The 17982-nt window shown below is 35.8% G+C and carries 17 protein-coding genes; 11 read left to right on the forward strand and 6 right to left on the reverse strand.

The window, feature by feature from the left end; all coding sequences use genetic code 11:
* Nucleotide 1 precedes the first annotated feature (1 nt).
* The 4 genes from M9892_07760 to M9892_07775 form a co-directional block, all read right to left on the reverse strand.
* On the reverse strand, nucleotides 2–604 hold the full coding sequence (locus M9892_07760; GenBank protein ID MCO5254240.1) for an OmpH family outer membrane protein: 603 nt from the start codon (nucleotides 602–604) through the stop codon (nucleotides 2–4).
* A gap of 31 nt (nucleotides 605–635) precedes the next feature.
* Nucleotides 636–1166 (reverse strand): OmpH family outer membrane protein, encoded by a 531-nt coding sequence (locus M9892_07765; GenBank protein ID MCO5254241.1) that lies wholly within the window; start codon nucleotides 1164–1166, stop codon nucleotides 636–638.
* A gap of 96 nt (nucleotides 1167–1262) precedes the next feature.
* Complete coding sequence (locus M9892_07770) at nucleotides 1263–1994, reverse strand: YdcF family protein (GenBank protein ID MCO5254242.1); 732 nt, start codon at nucleotides 1992–1994, stop codon at nucleotides 1263–1265.
* A gap of 158 nt (nucleotides 1995–2152) precedes the next feature.
* Nucleotides 2153–2788, reverse strand: a complete 636-nt coding sequence (locus M9892_07775) for an MBL fold metallo-hydrolase (GenBank protein ID MCO5254243.1) — start codon at nucleotides 2786–2788, stop codon at nucleotides 2153–2155.
* 859 nt (nucleotides 2789–3647) lie between these two features.
* Here M9892_07775 and M9892_07780 point away from each other — a divergent pair.
* The 10 genes from M9892_07780 to aspS all read left to right on the forward strand — a co-directional run bounded on the left by M9892_07780 (nucleotide 3648) and on the right by aspS (nucleotide 14942).
* A complete protein-coding gene (locus M9892_07780) occupies nucleotides 3648–4184 on the forward strand; it encodes a hypothetical protein (protein MCO5254244.1) in 537 nt (178 codons plus the stop codon).
* Complete coding sequence (locus tag M9892_07785) at nucleotides 4181–6520, forward strand: M4 family metallopeptidase (GenBank protein MCO5254245.1); 2340 nt, start codon at nucleotides 4181–4183, stop codon at nucleotides 6518–6520. Before M9892_07780 ends, M9892_07785 begins: the two co-directional genes overlap by 4 nt.
* A complete protein-coding gene (locus M9892_07790; protein ID MCO5254246.1) occupies nucleotides 6517–7221 on the forward strand; it encodes a hypothetical protein in 705 nt (234 codons plus the stop codon). The genes M9892_07785 and M9892_07790 overlap by 4 nt, the downstream gene beginning before the upstream one ends.
* Before the next feature lie 272 nt (nucleotides 7222–7493).
* Nucleotides 7494–9014 carry an IS1182 family transposase gene (locus M9892_07795; GenBank protein MCO5254247.1) on the forward strand — a complete coding sequence of 507 codons (1521 nt, stop codon included), beginning with the start codon at nucleotides 7494–7496 and terminating at the stop codon, nucleotides 9012–9014.
* A 117-nt stretch (nucleotides 9015–9131) separates the two neighbouring features.
* Nucleotides 9132–9785, forward strand: a complete 654-nt coding sequence (locus M9892_07800) for a hypothetical protein (GenBank protein ID MCO5254248.1) — start codon at nucleotides 9132–9134, stop codon at nucleotides 9783–9785.
* Nucleotides 9782–10309: a hypothetical protein gene (locus tag M9892_07805; protein ID MCO5254249.1), complete on the forward strand. Its 528-nt coding sequence runs from the start codon at nucleotides 9782–9784 to the stop codon at nucleotides 10307–10309. Before M9892_07800 ends, M9892_07805 begins: the two co-directional genes overlap by 4 nt.
* A gap of 117 nt (nucleotides 10310–10426) precedes the next feature.
* Entirely contained in the window at nucleotides 10427–10849 is a 423-nt protein-coding gene (locus M9892_07810) for a hypothetical protein (GenBank protein MCO5254250.1), read from the forward strand.
* Between the two features lie 14 nt (nucleotides 10850–10863).
* Nucleotides 10864–11757: an IS3 family transposase gene (locus M9892_07815; GenBank protein MCO5254251.1), complete on the forward strand. Its 894-nt coding sequence runs from the start codon at nucleotides 10864–10866 to the stop codon at nucleotides 11755–11757.
* Nucleotides 11758–11923: 166 nt separating this feature from the next.
* A complete protein-coding gene (locus M9892_07820; GenBank protein MCO5254252.1) occupies nucleotides 11924–12925 on the forward strand; it encodes a T9SS type A sorting domain-containing protein in 1002 nt (333 codons plus the stop codon).
* Between the two features lie 268 nt (nucleotides 12926–13193).
* Nucleotides 13194–14942, forward strand: coding sequence for an aspartate--tRNA ligase (gene aspS, locus M9892_07825; GenBank protein ID MCO5254253.1), 1749 nt, complete (start codon nucleotides 13194–13196; stop codon nucleotides 14940–14942).
* Nucleotides 14943–15046: 104 nt separating this feature from the next.
* Here aspS and M9892_07830 read toward each other — a convergent pair whose 3' ends face one another.
* Both M9892_07830 and panC read right to left on the reverse strand, forming a co-directional pair.
* Nucleotides 15047–16186, reverse strand: coding sequence for a hypothetical protein (locus M9892_07830; protein ID MCO5254254.1), 1140 nt, complete (start codon nucleotides 16184–16186; stop codon nucleotides 15047–15049).
* Nucleotide 16187: 1 nt separating this feature from the next.
* The gene (gene panC, locus M9892_07835; protein ID MCO5254255.1) at nucleotides 16188–16985 is read right to left on the reverse strand and encodes a pantoate--beta-alanine ligase; all 798 of its coding nucleotides are present in this window, start codon (nucleotides 16983–16985) and stop codon (nucleotides 16188–16190) included.
* A 154-nt stretch (nucleotides 16986–17139) separates the two neighbouring features.
* Between panC and M9892_07840 the strand changes: the two genes are divergently transcribed.
* Nucleotides 17140–17958, forward strand: a complete 819-nt coding sequence (locus M9892_07840; GenBank protein ID MCO5254256.1) for a glycogen/starch synthase — start codon at nucleotides 17140–17142, stop codon at nucleotides 17956–17958.
* The last annotated feature ends 24 nt before the right edge of the window (nucleotides 17959–17982 follow it).

The following is a 17982-nucleotide window of genomic DNA, read 5'->3' on the forward strand; positions in this document are numbered from 1 at the left end:
TCTAATTTCCTAATGGATTTTTTGGAATAGGCGGAGTGTCAATATCGTTTGCTCCTTCTTTTCTTTTTTTCTCGGATTCTTCTTTTGTCATTAGTTTGAGTTTGGCTCTCACTAAGTTTTCAATATCATCTGCATCGCGTTTGAAGTGCAACACAGAAGCATCAATTACCATGGAAAAACCTTTGTCTTTTGCAACGGCATCTATGGCATCATCAACCTTTTTTCTTAATGGAAGTAAGAGTTCTTCTTGTTTATTAGCTAATTTTTCTTCATTTTCCTTTTGTTGAAATTGATAAATCTGTTGAAGTTGGTCTAGTGCATATTGTTCCAATTCAATCAATCGTTTATTTTGGTTGCCCGCTTCTATTTTCTTGTTCAACTCTGTTTGTTTGGCAATATAGTCATCTTCTATTTTTTTCAAATCTTCTTGTAACTTGAGATAGAAGGACATTAAACTGTCGTTCATTGTTTTGTATTCGGGCAAATCCAAAACTACATTGCTATAGTTCAGATAACCAATCTTCATTGTTTGTGCTTTTACTCCATAAAACGAAGCCATCATTAACACAAAAACCATCGCTCTTTTCAAAATTCTACTTGTCATATTATGTTCTGTTATATAAATATTTTTATTCTTAATTTGTTGTTACACCCAGTAATTCCAATACGTTATCACTCAAGTCATATTTGGGGTCAGTAATTAAAACCACCATATTGCCGGCTATATCAAACACGAAATCATAAGCTCCATCTTTTGCCACACTTTGAATAGCTTTAAACACTTTGTCTTGTATGGGCTTGATCAACTCTTGACGTTTTTTGAACAATTCTCCTTCCGGACCAAACTTTTCATTCTCAAATCGCTTAGCCTCTGTCTCCATGTTCACAATTGTTTGCTCTCTTTCTTTTCTTTGGTCTTTTGTCAATAAGGGTTCTTCTGCCTTGAACTCTTTAAACTTGGCATCCAAATCAGCATACTTCTTGTCCACTTGTGTCTGCCAGTCTTTGGATAGTTCATCCAACTGTTTTTGTGCTGAACGGTATTCGGGCATTTTACCTAAAATATATTCGGTATCTACATAGCCGAATTTTTGTTTTTGAGAAAATGCTGTGCCGGCAAATAAGACTGCAAAAGCAATTAAAAATAGTTTTTTCATGATTTTCATTGTGGTTGAGTTATTTATAGTTTGTATTTCAAATCACATACCAATTTTAAAGGGCGGGCAAATTTATTCTTTTTTTTGGGGGGTACAAACACTCTCTTACAAATAGCCTTTGACCTTGTAAATCATTGTACCAAGCCATTCTTTGCTCAACAATTCCCATTTCTGAAAACTGCGGGCATTGGGTAAAATAAACGATTCCAAGCTGTATTTGCGAATAGGTTCAAACAAAAAATGTGTCGGAAAAGGCTGAGGTGCATAACCCGCTTTGCTGAATACTTTCATTGCTCGATTCATGTGAAAGGCGGATGTAACCAACAGAATACGCGGATTGTCCAAACCTATCAACTCTTTGGTAAATTGAGCATTCTCAAATGTATTCCGAGATTGCGATTCTATCAAAAGGCTATCTGTCCTAAAATGTCCTTCCTTCAGGTATTCTTCAACAAGTTTAGCTTCTTTTTGATTAGGATATAGTAAGCTGCCGCTTCCTCCCGAAATTACAAGTGTCCCTATTTGATGTGATTGATACAGTTTCAATACCTGAAACAGCCTATCTGCAGATTCAGCAAATTCAACCCTGTTCAAATCATTGTCCTCGGAACAAAAACCACCCAATAAAACCGCAGTATCGGGATAGGTATGAGAGTTTTTGGCTGCATTACGCCATTTCTTTTCTTGCAAAATACCTACCTCGTTGACCAAAACACTGTTTCCAAATAGGAACACCAATACCAGAGAGATTAATATCAATCGTTTGCGCTTAATTATATTTTTGGTGGACAAACTCCAAAGCAGCAAAATCATTACCCAGAAAAAAGGGTTTAACAAAAAACTAAGTATTTTACTGAATATAAAAAACATAAACCCCTCCTTGAACTTCGCAAAAGTAGAAAAAAGCACTATCCTTCATCTACGTCATTTTTATTAAAATTGTGCTGCATTACTTGTATATACTTCTAAACTACACATGTTGCCAAGTGCTACACTTACTTGAGATAAGGATTATGTTTCTTCTCAAAATCAATGCTTGTATCAGCGCCATGTCCCGGCAACACGCGGACATCACCCGGCAACACAAACAGTTTTTCTCGGATGCTGTTAAGCAAGGTTTGTTCATCGCCACCCGGCAAATCAAAACGACCTATACTTTGCTTAAACAAAACATCCCCACCAAACAACACCTTGTACTCCGGCTGATAAAAACAAAGGCTGCCGGGGCTATGTCCGGGTGCAAAAATGATGTCAAAAGTGAGCCCACCCACAGAAACTTTATCTCCTTCGTTCAAAAATTGCTCTGCCAAAGGCGAAGGTTCTGCAAAAATCCCCCATTGTTTGCCATAGGATTCCGCTGCTTCAATTAATTGCGTTTCAAGCTGATGATACATCGGCTTAAGCCCGAATGTATCCGCAATCAGTTTGTTGCCAAAAATATGATCGAGATGACAATGTGTGTTGAGTAATAAAACCGGTTCGAGTTGCTGTCGGGCAATAAAATCCAATAACTCTTCTTTTTCTTCCGGCATATAACAACCCGGGTCAATGATGGCGCAATCTCTACTTTCGTCATAAACTATATAGGTGTTTTCTGCAAAAGGATTAAAGGTAAATATTTGTATTTTCATTCAGCAACAAGCGTTTGTGCAAAGCTATTAAAAGACCCATACAAAAATAGAACTAAGCATCTCCAACTTCTTCATAATGTACATTGAAACCAACTTAACTGCTGCTATTTTCATACAAAATGCTGTACCCAAATCTCATTCTTTGTCTGATGTTTACCATTTTCAAAAACCTATAATTGGCTCTCAAAGTGTTTAATTGCATCCATTCTTATTGCGTTTTTTGTATTACACAAACAGACCGTACGCAATGATTTTGATATATCATAATACAAAATGCGAAGATTGCATTTTCACCCTCAATCAACTGTATATAAATGCGTTTTAAACTTTTTATCATAAGAGATTGTAGGTTGAAATATAAGCCGTAGTATTGCAGATATTTAGGTGTTGTCCAAAATTGGCGCAACCGTTTACAGATAAAGGTTTCAGAGGTTTTCAGTAGGCGTTTAAGGAAAAAACAAAGGATTTGTTTTCAAAGCTTTTGCAAATGAGATTTGCTGAAAGACTTGCTTTCGTAGCTAATCGCTGAAAAAGCTTTGCGAAATTATCTACAAAAACTTACAAAGTCAATTTTTGTGGATAATTTCCCTTAAACAGGCTTATTGATTTTACGCTGAAACAACCTTAAAATGACTTCGCAAATCATCAATTTGCAAAATGATTTCTAAGGTACTTTATCGGTGTAGCCCGTTTGGCAACTTCGTACAACTGCCAGATTTGCAAAAGTTGCGTAGTATAGCGTTGGTTTAGAAGTTTTGTTTTAGTTTTGACAAGCGTTTGTCTGGTAGTGGAGGCTGTGTTTGTGCAACCTTCGCAAATCTGTCGGACGTTATAGGGCATTTTAAAAGACGACAGAAAATTGACAAGAAAATTAATAACAATATTGATAATTGTAGTTTTTAGTTCTTGCGGGACAGGACTGAAAATTAGTAAAAGTGATTTCTCTCCAATTGACAATAGTTTTAAAGGAACTTATGAAAACAAATCTCTATTAACAAAGGGACGAAATAACTACAACTCAAAGACAACAATTTTGGACTTTTTTGAAATTTACAAATCAAATGCTGACTCTATTCAAATGCATTTTGACGCGAATAACAATCTTGTATTGACTTTCAGAGACAGTTTAGGAGTTAGGACAGAAACATTTAATGGACAGTTCAAAAAAAAGGGATACTATGAAATATATATAAGAAAATATAGAAAAGAAATTCCTCCATTTTTTCCAATTATATATGGAACTCGTGACATTAAAAGACTACGAATTGGCTTAACTAAACAAATGGAATTGGTAATTGACAATAAATGGGCAAGAGACGGAAATATATTTATTCTTGCAGGTGGTGGAAGTGGACGTTACAGAAGCCACTTTAGACAAATAACAATACGACAATGACGAGAAAAACGCCCTATAACAGCCGTTTTGCAAAAGCGGGGGTTTCGTGCTTCTATGACAGTGAAGTGCTAGATTCAAGCTTTGTGCATCTAATGAAATTTAGTGCTAAAAATCCCCGCCTTCGCAAAGCGGCAAAACGTTACAAGCAAGGCTATGACAACCATGCGAACAACGAAAAACAGAAGGCTGACGAGAGACAGAAGGCCACCAAGACAAGCATAGGTTTGTCTGACAGACCATATTTTGTCCTCTTGAAAAGCAAACTGACTTGGAGGAAAAACGAAGTCTTGTTTGTAAAATCAAATATATTAATACATTACAAAATGAAACATTTAAATTTAAAAATGAGCTTATTGGCTCTAATAATCGGAATTAGTTCAACAATATTTGGACAAACTCCAACTCTACATAATCCCAACAATACTTTCATCAACGCAAGAGTTGAGGAAAATAATGCAATGGGACTACTTTGGTGGAAATGTGACTCTATGAGTCCTTTCCAGTTATTTACCACATACAAGGCACATACTGGATTAACAATCAACGATAGTATGGCAATTGTTAGACAATGGGACGACCAACAAGTATGCTTACAGCATGTTCTTTATCAACATTATTATAAAGGGATATTAGTGGAAAGTTCTGAGTTTAGAGAACATTTTGACCCTGTCGTTAACAAAGTTGTTTTATCTAATGGCAGGTATGTTGAAAATCTCGAATTATCAAAGATTCCATTAGTTTCAGAAGAATCCGCCCTTTCTAATGCTTTAGCACACTCAAATGCAGAATTGTATGCTTGGCAAGATGATAGCTTGGAGTATTATTTGCAATTGGATTCAGTGCCTGAAATGTCAACCTACTATCCGAAAGGTGAATTAGTTTATGCGCTAATTGGCGACCAGGCAATTATCCCTGCTAATTATAAACTTGCATGGAAGTTTAGGATATTAGCCATTACACCTAAATTTAATAAATATATTTACATTGATGCCTTAAATGGAAATGTAATAAAGGAGTTTGAAAATACTTGCAATGGGGATTTCAATCATGTATATTATGGCAATAAATTTATTGATACTCGGTGGTATGGTGGACTAAAACGTAAATTTTTCTTACAAGCAAATGATAATGGAAGAAATATACTTACGAAGGATGATAATGATCAATATGGAAGTTACGCATTAAGAAAATTACCTGATGATAAAGATGATAACTGGGGTAATTCGCATTGGGGTGCAACATCATGTCACCATGTTGTTCAGGAGTCATGGTCTTTTTTCCAAAACACATATTCTAGACACGGCTTCAATAACTCAAATAAAGAAATACGGGTGATTGGTAATGATGCTTTTTGGTCTGGAGCAAATGTAAATGCATTCTTTGAACCTTCAAATTCTAAATTCGATTATATGGGATTTGGAAGCACTTCACAAGGGAATCTACTAGCAACTTATGATATTGGAGGTCATGAATTTACTCATGGAGTTTCACATCATACTGCAAATTTTAATAGATTTGGACATGCCGCCTCATTAAACGAATCCTTTTCTGATATTTTTGGACTAATGACGGAAAGATTTGCAAAAGGTGGTTCATTTAATTGGACAATGGGAGAAGATGCAAATTTCACTATAAGAGACATGCAAAACCCTAATTCATTAGGGCATCCTGCATGGTTTGAACAACCTGGTTTTTGGTCTACAGGTAGTGCTCCTCATCCAAATGCAGGAGTACAAAATCGATATTTTTATTTATTAAGTCTGGGCGGTACTCAATTAGGAAGATGGGTACAAGGTGTTGGTGTTGATATAGCAGCCAATGTTTCATATTATAGTTTAACCAATTTAACAGGTTCTGCTGAAACATATCCACTAGCAAGAGAACATGCAGTTGCAGCTGCTAGAATTTTGTATGGTCGTTGTTCATATGTTGAAAATCAAGTTTGTAGGGCTTGGAGTGCTTGTAACATAGGTCCATATTGTGAGCCATGTGCAATTGCTTATCCTTGTTGGACTTATGGTTGTGGTAATTCTCAAATGCCAATGATGGGTATAGAAGATTTAAGCAACAGAATAAGCAAAATTGAACTTTATCCTAACCCTGCAACAGATGTTTTGAATATCAAATTCAATGAATTAACTAATTTTGAATTGGAAAATGGAATTTTCAACATAGTTATTTTAGATATGCTAGGGCGTGCCCAAATCTCAAAAACACTTTCAAGTGATGACTTTAAAAATGGATTATCGATTTCTCATTTAACATCAGGAGTATATTCAATTGTAATATCAAATAATAGTGGTTTTAGTCAGTCATTAAAATTTGTTAAGCAATGAAAACTTTTCTGACAATCGTTATTTCAATGATTGGAATAGTATCAGCACAAGCCGATACTATTCCATCTTTTAAACTACCTAAAAATCAAATTGAATTTAGTTTATCCAGCATAAATTATATGGATGGATATGGTTATAAAACTTCAAGCATATATGATAAAGAGATTCGTTTTGGTGACATTTGTTTATCTTATACTAGGCACTTTGAAAATAAATATTTTGCAACTTTATCTTATTTTCGATACAGTAGAAATAATTATATGCAAATTAGAAATCAACGCAATCATTTAGATATAAATAAAGGTGAAATACTTCGTAAATACTCTTACTATTTAAATCTAAAATTTGGTCAAATACAACTATTATCTTTGTCAAAAAATTTACAAGGATATATTAAACCAAGCATTGAACTACTTTATGGATATGGTTCAGATCATATATTTCTTGCATCATATCCAGCTCCAAACCCTTTTGATTTTGCATCGGTTGGAGTAGAAACTAAAGGTTTTGGTTTAGGAATAGGAACAGAATTAGGATTGATTTTTTACAAACATTTTTCATTTAGTACATCTTTTAATTATACCTATATTTTTGAAAGAGGAAAGTATGAAGAATTATCGCCACCTAATCCTGAATATTATAAATATACCCCATCTCGAAATATATTGATTTTCCAACCAAAAATTGGATTTTTATTTTGAAGAACATTAAACTATATGACAATACAAAGAGGAAGCCCAGCTTGTAACATCAGCTATACGCAAGCAGGGGTTTCGTGCTTCTTAGGACAGTAAAGTGGTAAATTTAAAGTTCAGTTCTTCGTAGGAAGTTCAATGGTAAAATGCCCTGCCTGCGTATAGCTGAAAACCGTCAAACTGTCTAAAAACCCCTTTTCCACACTTAACTATTTGATTGTTAACAACTAAACACCTAATTATTATGCTTACATGCTGATAATCAGTAGTTTTACAGCATGAAGTTTGTTAAAGGAGAAAACCGAGATCAAATGCAATTCTTTTGCTTGGAGCAGGCTGTTGACCGAGATAATGAAGTTCGACTTATTGAACTCTTTGTCAATGCATTACTACTAAAAGACTTCGGATTCAAATCTGAATTTGATGAAAATGGTCGTCCTGCTTATCATCCTGCGGATCTGCTAAAGCTGTTTATTTATGGCTATTTAAACCGTATTCGCTCTTCTAGGCAGTTGGAAAAAGAGTGTAAAAGAAATCTTGAATTGATGTGGTTAATGAGAAGGCTTGCGCCCGACCACAACACCATTTCTAATTTCCGAAAAGACAATCCAAAAGCAATCCAAAAAGTATTTAGAGCAACCGTACAACTGGCAAAACATTTCGAACTGATTGGAGGCAAACTCATTGCCGGTGACAGCACAAAAATGAGAGCGCAAAATTCCAAAAAGAACAATTTTAACCCAAAGAAAATCGAAAGACACATTGCCTATATTGATGCCAAACTAGAAGAATATTCAGGCATATTAGCTGCCGAGGATGGAGATCCTGCTCAGAAAAAAGAAGCACAAGACAAAATCCAAAAACACTTGAATCAACGCGACAAATACGAGCAAATGAGGCAGGAATTAACAGAAACGGGCGACACACAGATATCAACTTCCGACCCCGATAGTCGCCAAATGATTACCCGAAATAATATTACAGAAGTTGCCTACAACATTCAATCCACAGTAGATGCCAAACACAATATTCCCATTGATTTTAAAGTAACCAACCAAAACGATTCAAAAGCCATGGGAGCTATGGTGCGAAGAGCCAAAACCATTCTTGGGAAAACTGATTTCACCGCCCTTTACGACAAAGGTTACCACACAGGGACAGAGTTTGATTATGCTCACAAACACCAGGTTGAAGTGATTGTAGCTTTTCCCGATGTGGCCTCTCACGCTCCCGATTTAGCCTTTGATGTGGAACATTTTGATTACAACATAGACCTAGACCAATACACTTGCCCAGCAGGACAAGTGCTCACCACCAACGGACGATGGTACAACAAAGCTAGCGGCAAAACAATGAATCGAATGAAGCATTACAAAACCAAAGTCTGCCTTACCTGTCCTCTTTTCCAAAGCTGTACAACAAACAAAAAAGGAAGACTAATTGAACGCTCTGAACACCAAAACCTGATTGATGCAAACAAAAATCGACTCAATGAAAATATGGAACTATACCGAAGGCGACAAGCTATTGTGGAACATCCTTTTGGAGTCATTAAACGGCAGTGGGACTTCTACTACATCATGACTAAAAAGACCATAAAACATGCCCAAGCAGATGTTGGAATCATCTTCACAGCCTACAACCTACGCAGAATCTTTAATATCATTGACAAAAAACTGCTCCAAAGCTACTTAAAAGAGCTTGGGCTTTTGTTTTTAGCCATTAATCTCCTTTTAAAAGCTATTTTAAACCTATTTAAGCCGTTTTATTTTTCCAAATTCAAAATGGCAAATTCTTAAAGCTTCAAATTTAAATGCCTCTAAAATCATCTCGTAAATTCCTTTTGTCCTATTTTTGAAACCGAAACAGAGGTTTTTAGACGAACTGCCGTTAGCAGTAATGATATCTGACAAAATATGAAAATAGTAATAAGCTGTTGTGACAGCAAAAATGGAAATCCATTCACATACAATCAAGAGACAATAAATTTTGTTTCACATGTGAATGCGGCTTTACAGAATAATGAACTGTATTTTCACCCTGACGATTTAATACCTAATGAAAATAATACATGGCGTGACTTAATAGCTCAACAAGAAGAAGCTTATAATTTACTCCATGCTTATAATCTATATAGACCTAATATTTATGCTGATCTATTTGAAAACTATGGCAATGACTTATTTATATTCTCTGCTGGTTGGGGAATTATTAGAGCAGATTTCAGACTTCCAAAATACAACATAACATTTTCCAATAACAGAAACATTCCTAATTATGCAATTAGGAATAATATTGATATTTTTCATGACTTTAACCATTTAGAAGGAGTTGAAGCAAATGAACAAATTTTATTGATTGCAGGAAGTGATTATGTTTTACCCTTCTGTCAACTCACTGCAAATTTGCCTAATGAGAAAATAATTATTTATAAAAATCAAGCTCTGTTAAATAACAATCCGTATCTGAACAACAACAACTTTCAATTCAATTACTATCAGACAAATAGACGCACAAACTGGCATTATGAATTTGCACAACGTCTAATAAACAATGAAATTGAAATATGATGACAGTTTCAGATATTAGAATTCAAGATATTAGAATCACAAATGAACCGATTGTTTACTATTGGTGGTTCAAGATAAATTGTTTTGACAACTTATTAAATTTACTAAACACAGAAACTGACTTTGAAAGAATTCTCATTAGAGAAATTAACGGAGAAGATTATGGACTTTTATACATAGGTAAAGGTAAAAAAGGACACGATAGACTTGTTAAATACCACATTCATGACAGCCAAAATTTTCACACAACTGGGGTTCAAAACGGACGGCTTTCATCATTAAGACAAACACTTTGCGGATTATTGCAACTCCAAATGTCAACGAGTAAATTTGAGATTAATAGATTTATGGACAACAACTGCATAGTTGAATTTGAAACTTGTAGTTTGCAAAACTTAGATTCAATTGAACATGAAAAAATTACGACCAATTATTTACCTCTAAACTATCAAAATACTAAAAACATCTTGTCTTCAAGACACCGTAAAATATTAAGTGAATGCAAAAAAAGAATGAGACAATAATCACTACTGCTAACAGGCGTTTGGCTCAATGGCGGGTGAAGTGGTTAATTGAACATTCTACCTCGCTGTCTTGTCCTGAAATAAGTTTACACATTTTAACCTTTAAAAAAGTAAACTATGACAGACAAAAAAACAGAAAATCAGTTGTTTAAAAAGCAAAAAAGAACGCTTACTTTTCACGATGACGAATTCAAAAGAAAAGTTATTGCAGAGTATTTGGATGGTAACGCTTCCAAAGAATCAATTCAAAAAAAGTACGGTATTAAAGCAGACAGTGCCATTACCCGTTGGATGCGAAAATTTGGAATTGTAGATCCTTTTGCAAAAACGCCTTACCTTGGCTTCGTGAAAGAACATCATTTAAAAAAGAAAGACCCGGGCAAATTGGAGCTTGAAAACAAAGCGCTTCAGAAAAAAATCAGAGACCTGGAAGCCAAACTAACACAAGAAAAACTGCGTGCAGAAATGTATGCCAGAGTGATAGAAAAGGCTGAAAATGAAATGAATATCCCTATCTTAAAAAAGTCAGACACCAAGTAATCCTTGAGATGAAAATGACCTATTCGCAACATAGCCTAAGCGATTATTGTCGGTTATTTGGTGTTTCCAGGCAATCGTTCTATCAGCATTTTAGAACAAAAGAACATAAAAGTTTCCACAACGAAATGATTCTACAACAAGTCAAAATGATTCGGGAAGAACATCCACGATTGGGTACCAGAAAACTCATGGTTTTGCTGTACCCTTTCCTCCATGAACATCAAATTACATTAGGCAGAGATGCTCTGTTTGACCTTCTGGGGCATCACAAAATGCTTGTTAAAAAACGAAAAAGACAGGTACAAACAACCTTTTCTAAACACTGGATGCGCAAGTGGCCCAACCTTGTAAAAAACTATGAGGCAGACACCATAAACCACCTTTGGGTTAGTGACATCACTTATTGGAAATCCGGCAACCACACCTTTTACATTAGTTTGATAACCGATGTGCGTTCACGTAAAATCATCGGATACAGCCTGGATAATAACCTAAAAGCTCAATCAAGTCTGGAAGCCTTAAATATGGCTATCTGCTACAAACCCCATCAAACCGCCCACATCATCCATCACTCAGACAGAGGCTCTCAATACTGCTCTGCCGAATATGTAGCCAAGCTCCTAGAAAACAACATCAAAATAAGCATGACCGAGTCAGGCGAACCCACAGACAATGCCTACGCTGAAAGAGTAAATGGAATTTTAAAAGAAGAATACCTTTACCAATACAACCCTAAAAACATGGCTCAAGCTAAAGCTATTTTGGCTCAAACTATTCAACTTTACAACCAAAAAAGACCTCATTTGAGTTTAGAAAATCAAACCCCAAACCATGTTTTTAAAACCCATACACGAAAGTTTAATAGACTTTGGAAATCCTATCAAAAAACTAATTTTGTAAACCCATGACAGGATGTAAATATTATTGTAAACTTGTATCAGGATTTAGCAACACAAACTGTAAACTTTTTTTAGGACGAGACAGTGTCCAAATCTGTCTATTACAGATTTAACAGGCATTGAAGCGTTTACGTCCTTAACAACATTATATTGTTTCCAAAATCAATTAACCTCATTGGATGTTTCTGCGAATACCGCATTAACCGTCTTGCATTGCTACACCAATACGTTAACAAGTTTAAATGTTTCTGCAAATACGAATTTAACTGTGTTATGGTGTTTTTCTAACACATTAACCGCATTAAATGTTTCTGCAAATACAGCTTTGATTTCACTCAGATGCGGTAATAATAACTTATCGGCTTTGGATGTTTCTGCGAATACTGCTTTGACTGAGTTACTTTGTAACGAAAACAACTTAACAGCTATAGATGTTTCTAAAAATATTGCATTAACTAACTTCGATTGCGGAAGTAATAACTTAACTGTTTTGGATGTTTCTGCAAATACAGCATTAACTTACTTAAAATGTAGCTATACTGTCTTAACTGTTTTGGATTTAAGTGGTAATATTGCTTTGCAATATTTAACTTGTGATGGTTGTATTATGACTACTCTGAATCTATCTTCAAACGCAGCTTTGATTAATTTACATTGTTTCAGTAGTAAATTTACCACCTTGGATCTTTCTGCGAATACAAATCTTACTCATTTGGACTGTAGAAATAGTAAATTATCTAGTTTAAATCTTAAAAATGGAAACAATACCAAATTCATATCTCTCCATGCTACTAGTAATCCCAATCTTACCTGCATTCAGGTAGATGATGCAGCATACAGCACTACAAACTGGACAGGGGCTAATTTTAAATTTGATGCAACAGCAAGTTTCAGTGAAAACTGTGGGGGGACAACAAGTATTAATGAGAATAAAACAGTTTTAGCTTCTTCCATCTACCCCAACCCAAGTAATGGCACGTTTACTATCTCTTTGGACAAAAACTACAGCCAAGCAAGCATGCAAGTAGTGGATGTTCTGGGTAAAGTGGTGCTTTCGACTACGCTCAATCACCAAATAAATACTATTGAAATGAATAATGCTCCAAAAGGCGTTTACTTTGTGAAGTTGCTTACTTCAGAAGGTGCACAAAGCATTACGAAAGTGGTGGTAGAATAAATTTTAATGAATATTCATTTTTTTGAAAATAACTCCGGTAGTATTATCGGAGTTTTTTTTAACCTTTATTAATTCTAAACACTCATCGCCTCTTGCTCCTGACACCAAAGTTTCATGATGTTTTAAAATCATCACAAAAAGTACCTCAACATCATACTATGCATTATTTATAGCAATGCTAATCATGAGTGTCATGTAAGGGCATAGCAATCAGTTTTCATACTTCAAAATCTCCTAAATTCGCGAGCCCTAAGACTAACAGATTATTATGTTCAGAACACACACTTGCGGAGCATTGAGATTAGCTGATATTAACAAAGAGGTTACACTCAGCGGCTGGGTAGCTAATTCCAGAGATTTTGGTTCGCTTACTTTTGTCAATTTACGCGATAGATATGGTATTACACAGCTTGCTTTTAATGAAGAGATAAACAATAATTTGTTATTACAGGCACGCACACTCGGACGTGAATTTGTGGTTCAGATTAAAGGCAAAGTAGCAGAAAGAAGCAATAAAAATCCCAAAATTCCAACCGGGGAGATTGAGATTATTGTAAGCGATATCAAGGTATTAAATGTATCAAAAACTCCTCCTTTCACGATTGAAGAAAACACAGATGGAGGAGAAGATTTGCGAATGCAATATCGCTATCTGGATTTGAGAAGAGAATCGGTGAGAAAAAAACTTGAACTCAGACACCGTGTGGCTCAATACACACGAGAGTATTTGTCAAGGGCTGATTTTTTGGAGGTTGAAACCCCCGTTTTGATTAAATCCACACCCGAAGGTGCGAGAGACTTTGTGGTTCCCAGCAGAATAAATGAAGGTGAGTTTTATGCTCTGCCACAATCTCCTCAGACCTTCAAACAATTGTTGATGGTGGCTGGGTTTGATAAATATTTTCAAATAGTCAAATGTTTTAGAGATGAAGATTTAAGAGCAGATAGACAGCCCGAATTTACTCAGATAGATTGCGAAATGTCCTTTGTAGAACGCGAAGATGTATTGCAGACTTTTGAAGGATTAGTGAAGTATCTTTTCAAACAGGAAAAAGGCATTGAAATCACTCAAATTCCCAGAATGTCTTATGCTGACGCTATGAAAAACTATGGTTCGGACAAGCCGGACACGCGGTTTAGCATGACATTTAATTATTTGGATAATATTGCCAAAGGAAAGGGGTTTGGCATTTTCGACAATGCAAAAAGCATCATTGCAATTTGTGCTAAAGGTGCGGCAAACTATACCCGCAAACAAATTGACGAACTTACGGATTATGTAAAACGACCTCAGATAGGTGCTAAAGGATTGATTTGGTGTCGCTTTGGCGAAGATGGTCTGAAATCCTCAGTGGACAAGTTCTTTAGCACGGAAGATTTGCAAAAATGGGCGGACGTATGCGGAGCAAGCCAAGGCGATTTGATGCTAGTATTGAGCGGAGATACCATTGCAACACAAAAACAAATGAATGAGTTACGTCTGTATTTGGCTACACAACTCGGATTAAGAGACAATACAGTGTATAGCCCTTTGTGGGTAATAGACTTCCCCTTACTCGAATGGAATGAAGATGCACAAAGATTTTTTGCCATGCACCACCCATTTACTGCGCCTAATCCTGAGGATATGGCAAAATTAGACTCTGCCCCGGCAAGTGTAAACGCCAATGCGTATGACCTTGTCATTAACGGAGTTGAAGTGGGTGGAGGTTCTGTGCGAATCTTTGACAAAGAACTCCAGTCAAAGATGTTCAAAATTCTTGGTTTTACTCCGGAAGAAGCCCAAAAACAGTTTGGATTTTTGATGAATGCTTTTGACTATGGTGCACCGCCCCACGCGGGTATTGCTTTTGGATTTGACAGACTGTGCTCCCTCTTTGGCGGCTCCGATTCAATCAGAGACTTTATTGCTTTCCCTAAGAATAACAAGGGTAGAGATGTGATGATTGATGCTCCTTCTTCTATCTCTCAAGAACAGTTGAAAGAACTTAATCTTCATATTGCTGAATCTAAATAAGAAGCTCTATATTGACTCTTATGTAGTTTGATACTCACAGACAACGGAAGTATGCGCTTGTGAGTTTTAGAGTTGCTCTCACAAAACCGAGTGAACAAATTCAATTAAATCTTTCTCTTATTATAGGTATATTGCTCAATAAAAGACTTTTCAGTATTGTTTTTGGGTTTGAAATTAGGGGGCATTATTTTGTCTTGCAGAAATGACACAAATTTTCTAACCGGCATTTTTGTTTTAGGTTCTAAAAAAGATTTGACATAATTCTTTTTAGAGAGTTTTCTAAAGAAATTGGATTTTTTGCTATCAGCAAATGCAATTCGAGAACGAATATAATAATCAAACATATCCAGTTTGATTGGTAAAAATTCAGATAAGCGATTGTATCCGTTATGTGTAAAAAGAAATCTTTTGTTTCGATTACTCCCATTCATCAATGGGTCTGTAATATAGAACTGAAAAGGGTGAGCAACCGGTGTGTTTGCAATTGGCTTCCAAAGTATCCTCGCCACTTCTTTGGGTAATTCAAAATTCAGTAAAGGGAAAAACTTTCTATCAAGGTTTTTTTCAAGTAAATTGGTTCTGCCATGGTCAACCAAGAGTAAATGAACTTGTTGTGTAAAACGATTATCAGGTTTGCCTGCTTTTAAAAGCATTTCCATAGGATAACCAAACTGACCTATTTCATAGGTGCTAAAAAGGTTTTTTGCAAGTTCAAGTTCAACACCATTATGAACCAAGCTTTCAACCCCGGCAAGAAATAACAAGGTTTTTGCATTGTTTACTGCTTCAAACTCCTTGCGACTATTTGTGCAGTAATAGATATGACCTGAATTTAACACAAGAAACTTGGCATGTACTATCAAAAAATCAGGAGTCTGTCCTTTGTGTGAATTTTGAAACTCCTCCAGAGACGGGACGTTACAAGCCGAACTAATCTCAACTTCATCAGAAATCTTGGATGGCGCATAAGCCACTCTTGCATTAGTAGTTAATAAATTCTTAATAATATTAACAGAATCGGCAGTTTCGTATCCCCATAAAACATTGCCTCCGGTTCTTTTAACAGCATTTTCAAATTCGAGTATATTTTTATCTAACTCTTCTGTGGTTTTCCATCTGTAAAAAAGTAGGCGCTTCCTTGCAAGCTCAGCGTCTTCAAAGTAGCTCAAAGCATGTTTAAATCTTGAGATAAATTCCTCAAAAGTTAATTCTTCATCAGTCAATATTTCAGATGGCAAACGCAAATCAGTTCAAAAAAAGGTTGTCAATCAGTCTCACAGACTCAATATACACGGCAGCTAAGATAATATACTTTTTGTTCTTTTCCCATATTATTGGATTGCGCAGAGTTTCGGCTTCTACTATTTCAAGATATTCAACTTCCAATCCTTGTTTTTTGAATTCAGCTTTTCCTTTTTCAATAATATTCAGAGGCGATTCTGCCGGATAAAGAGACCTGCAATAGATTAATTTTCGATATATCTCCGCGGCTTCCTTTTTGCCTTCAAGGCTCAATCGCTGATTGCGAGAACTCATAGCCAACCCGGATGCTTCGCGCATAGTAGGCTCAAAAAATAATTGTATATCAGAGAAATATGTATCAACTAATCTTTTTACAACCAAACATTGCTGATAATCTTTCAACCCAAAAAATGCCTTTTGAGGATTTATCAGAGAAAACAGTCTATGCAACACCTGAACAACACCCTGAAAGTGCCCTTTCCTCATTTTGCCTTCCATGACCGATTCCAAATCCTTAATGTCTAATTCAATATTGGGAACTCCTTGAGGGTAAATATCATCAACAGAAGGTGCAAAAAGCAGGTTACATCCGGAATTTTCCAGTAGTGCAATATCTCCTTCTATATTTCTCGGATATTTTTCTAAATCTATGGGGTTGTTAAATTGAAGTGGATTGACAAAGAGTGATACCACAACATAATCTGTTTGGCTACTTGCAGCCTTGACCAAAGATAAATGCCCCGGGTGCAATGCCCCCATAGTGGGAACAAAACCTATATTGACCTCTTTATTTTGGGTCATAAATTGTGCTAACTCGTTGATGTTCTTAGCAATTTTCAATCAGCAAGAGAAATTTAATGAGACGGCAAAGAAAACTTCTAAAAGGTAATTTGGCAAATTACCGGAAAAAATATATTATCTTTGCAGTGCTTTAACAACCAACTCATAAACATATATGGCAATTACAGGAAAAAAAGTATTATTTGTATCATCGGAGATGAGCCCGTTCTTAGAAGAATCTCCGGTTTCAACTATCGCAAGACGCCTGCCACAGGCAATTCAAGAACATAATAATGAAATCAGGGTTTTAGTACCTCGTTTTGGTATTATCAATGAGAGAAGAAACCGACTGCATGAAGTTGTCAGACTTTCAGGTATTAATATTTCCATAGGAGATAATGACAACCCCTTGGTTATTAAAGTGGCTTCTATACCCGGAACAAGAATACAAGTGTATTTCCTTGACAATGAAGATTTCTTTCACCGTAAGCATTTGTATCACAATGAAAATCAAGAGTTTTTTGATGATAATGACGAAAGAACAATCTTTTTCTGCAAAGGAGTTTTAGAAACCGTAAAAAAACTTGGCTGGGCACCGGATATTATTCATTGCCAAGGATGGATGACAAGTTTGATACCTCTTTATGTAAAAACCATCTATAAGGATGAACCGGTTTTCAAAAATGCCAAAGTAATATATTCTGTTTTCAAGGAATCAGACAATGCTTGTCTGGGAGAAGATTTTTCGCATAAAGCAAGTCTTAACGAGCTTACAGACAAAGATCTCGAGTGTTTTGGCAAAGCCGATTTCAAGGGCATGCACATTGGTGGCATCAACTATTCCGATGCAGTTATCACTTGTTCTGACTGCTTAGATCCGGAAGTGAAAAAACATATTCAGGACAAACCTAGTTTAGCCCACCCTGCCGAAGACATCGAGCATTACACCGACAAGTATGTCGAATTCTATAATGCTATCCTACAAAACTCTTGATTTGTCAGAACATTTTGAAACACA

This window comes from Bacteroidota bacterium (assembly GCA_023957335.1).
In the GTDB taxonomy this organism is placed as follows: Bacteria; Bacteroidota; Bacteroidia; order NS11-12g; family UBA955; genus JALOAG01.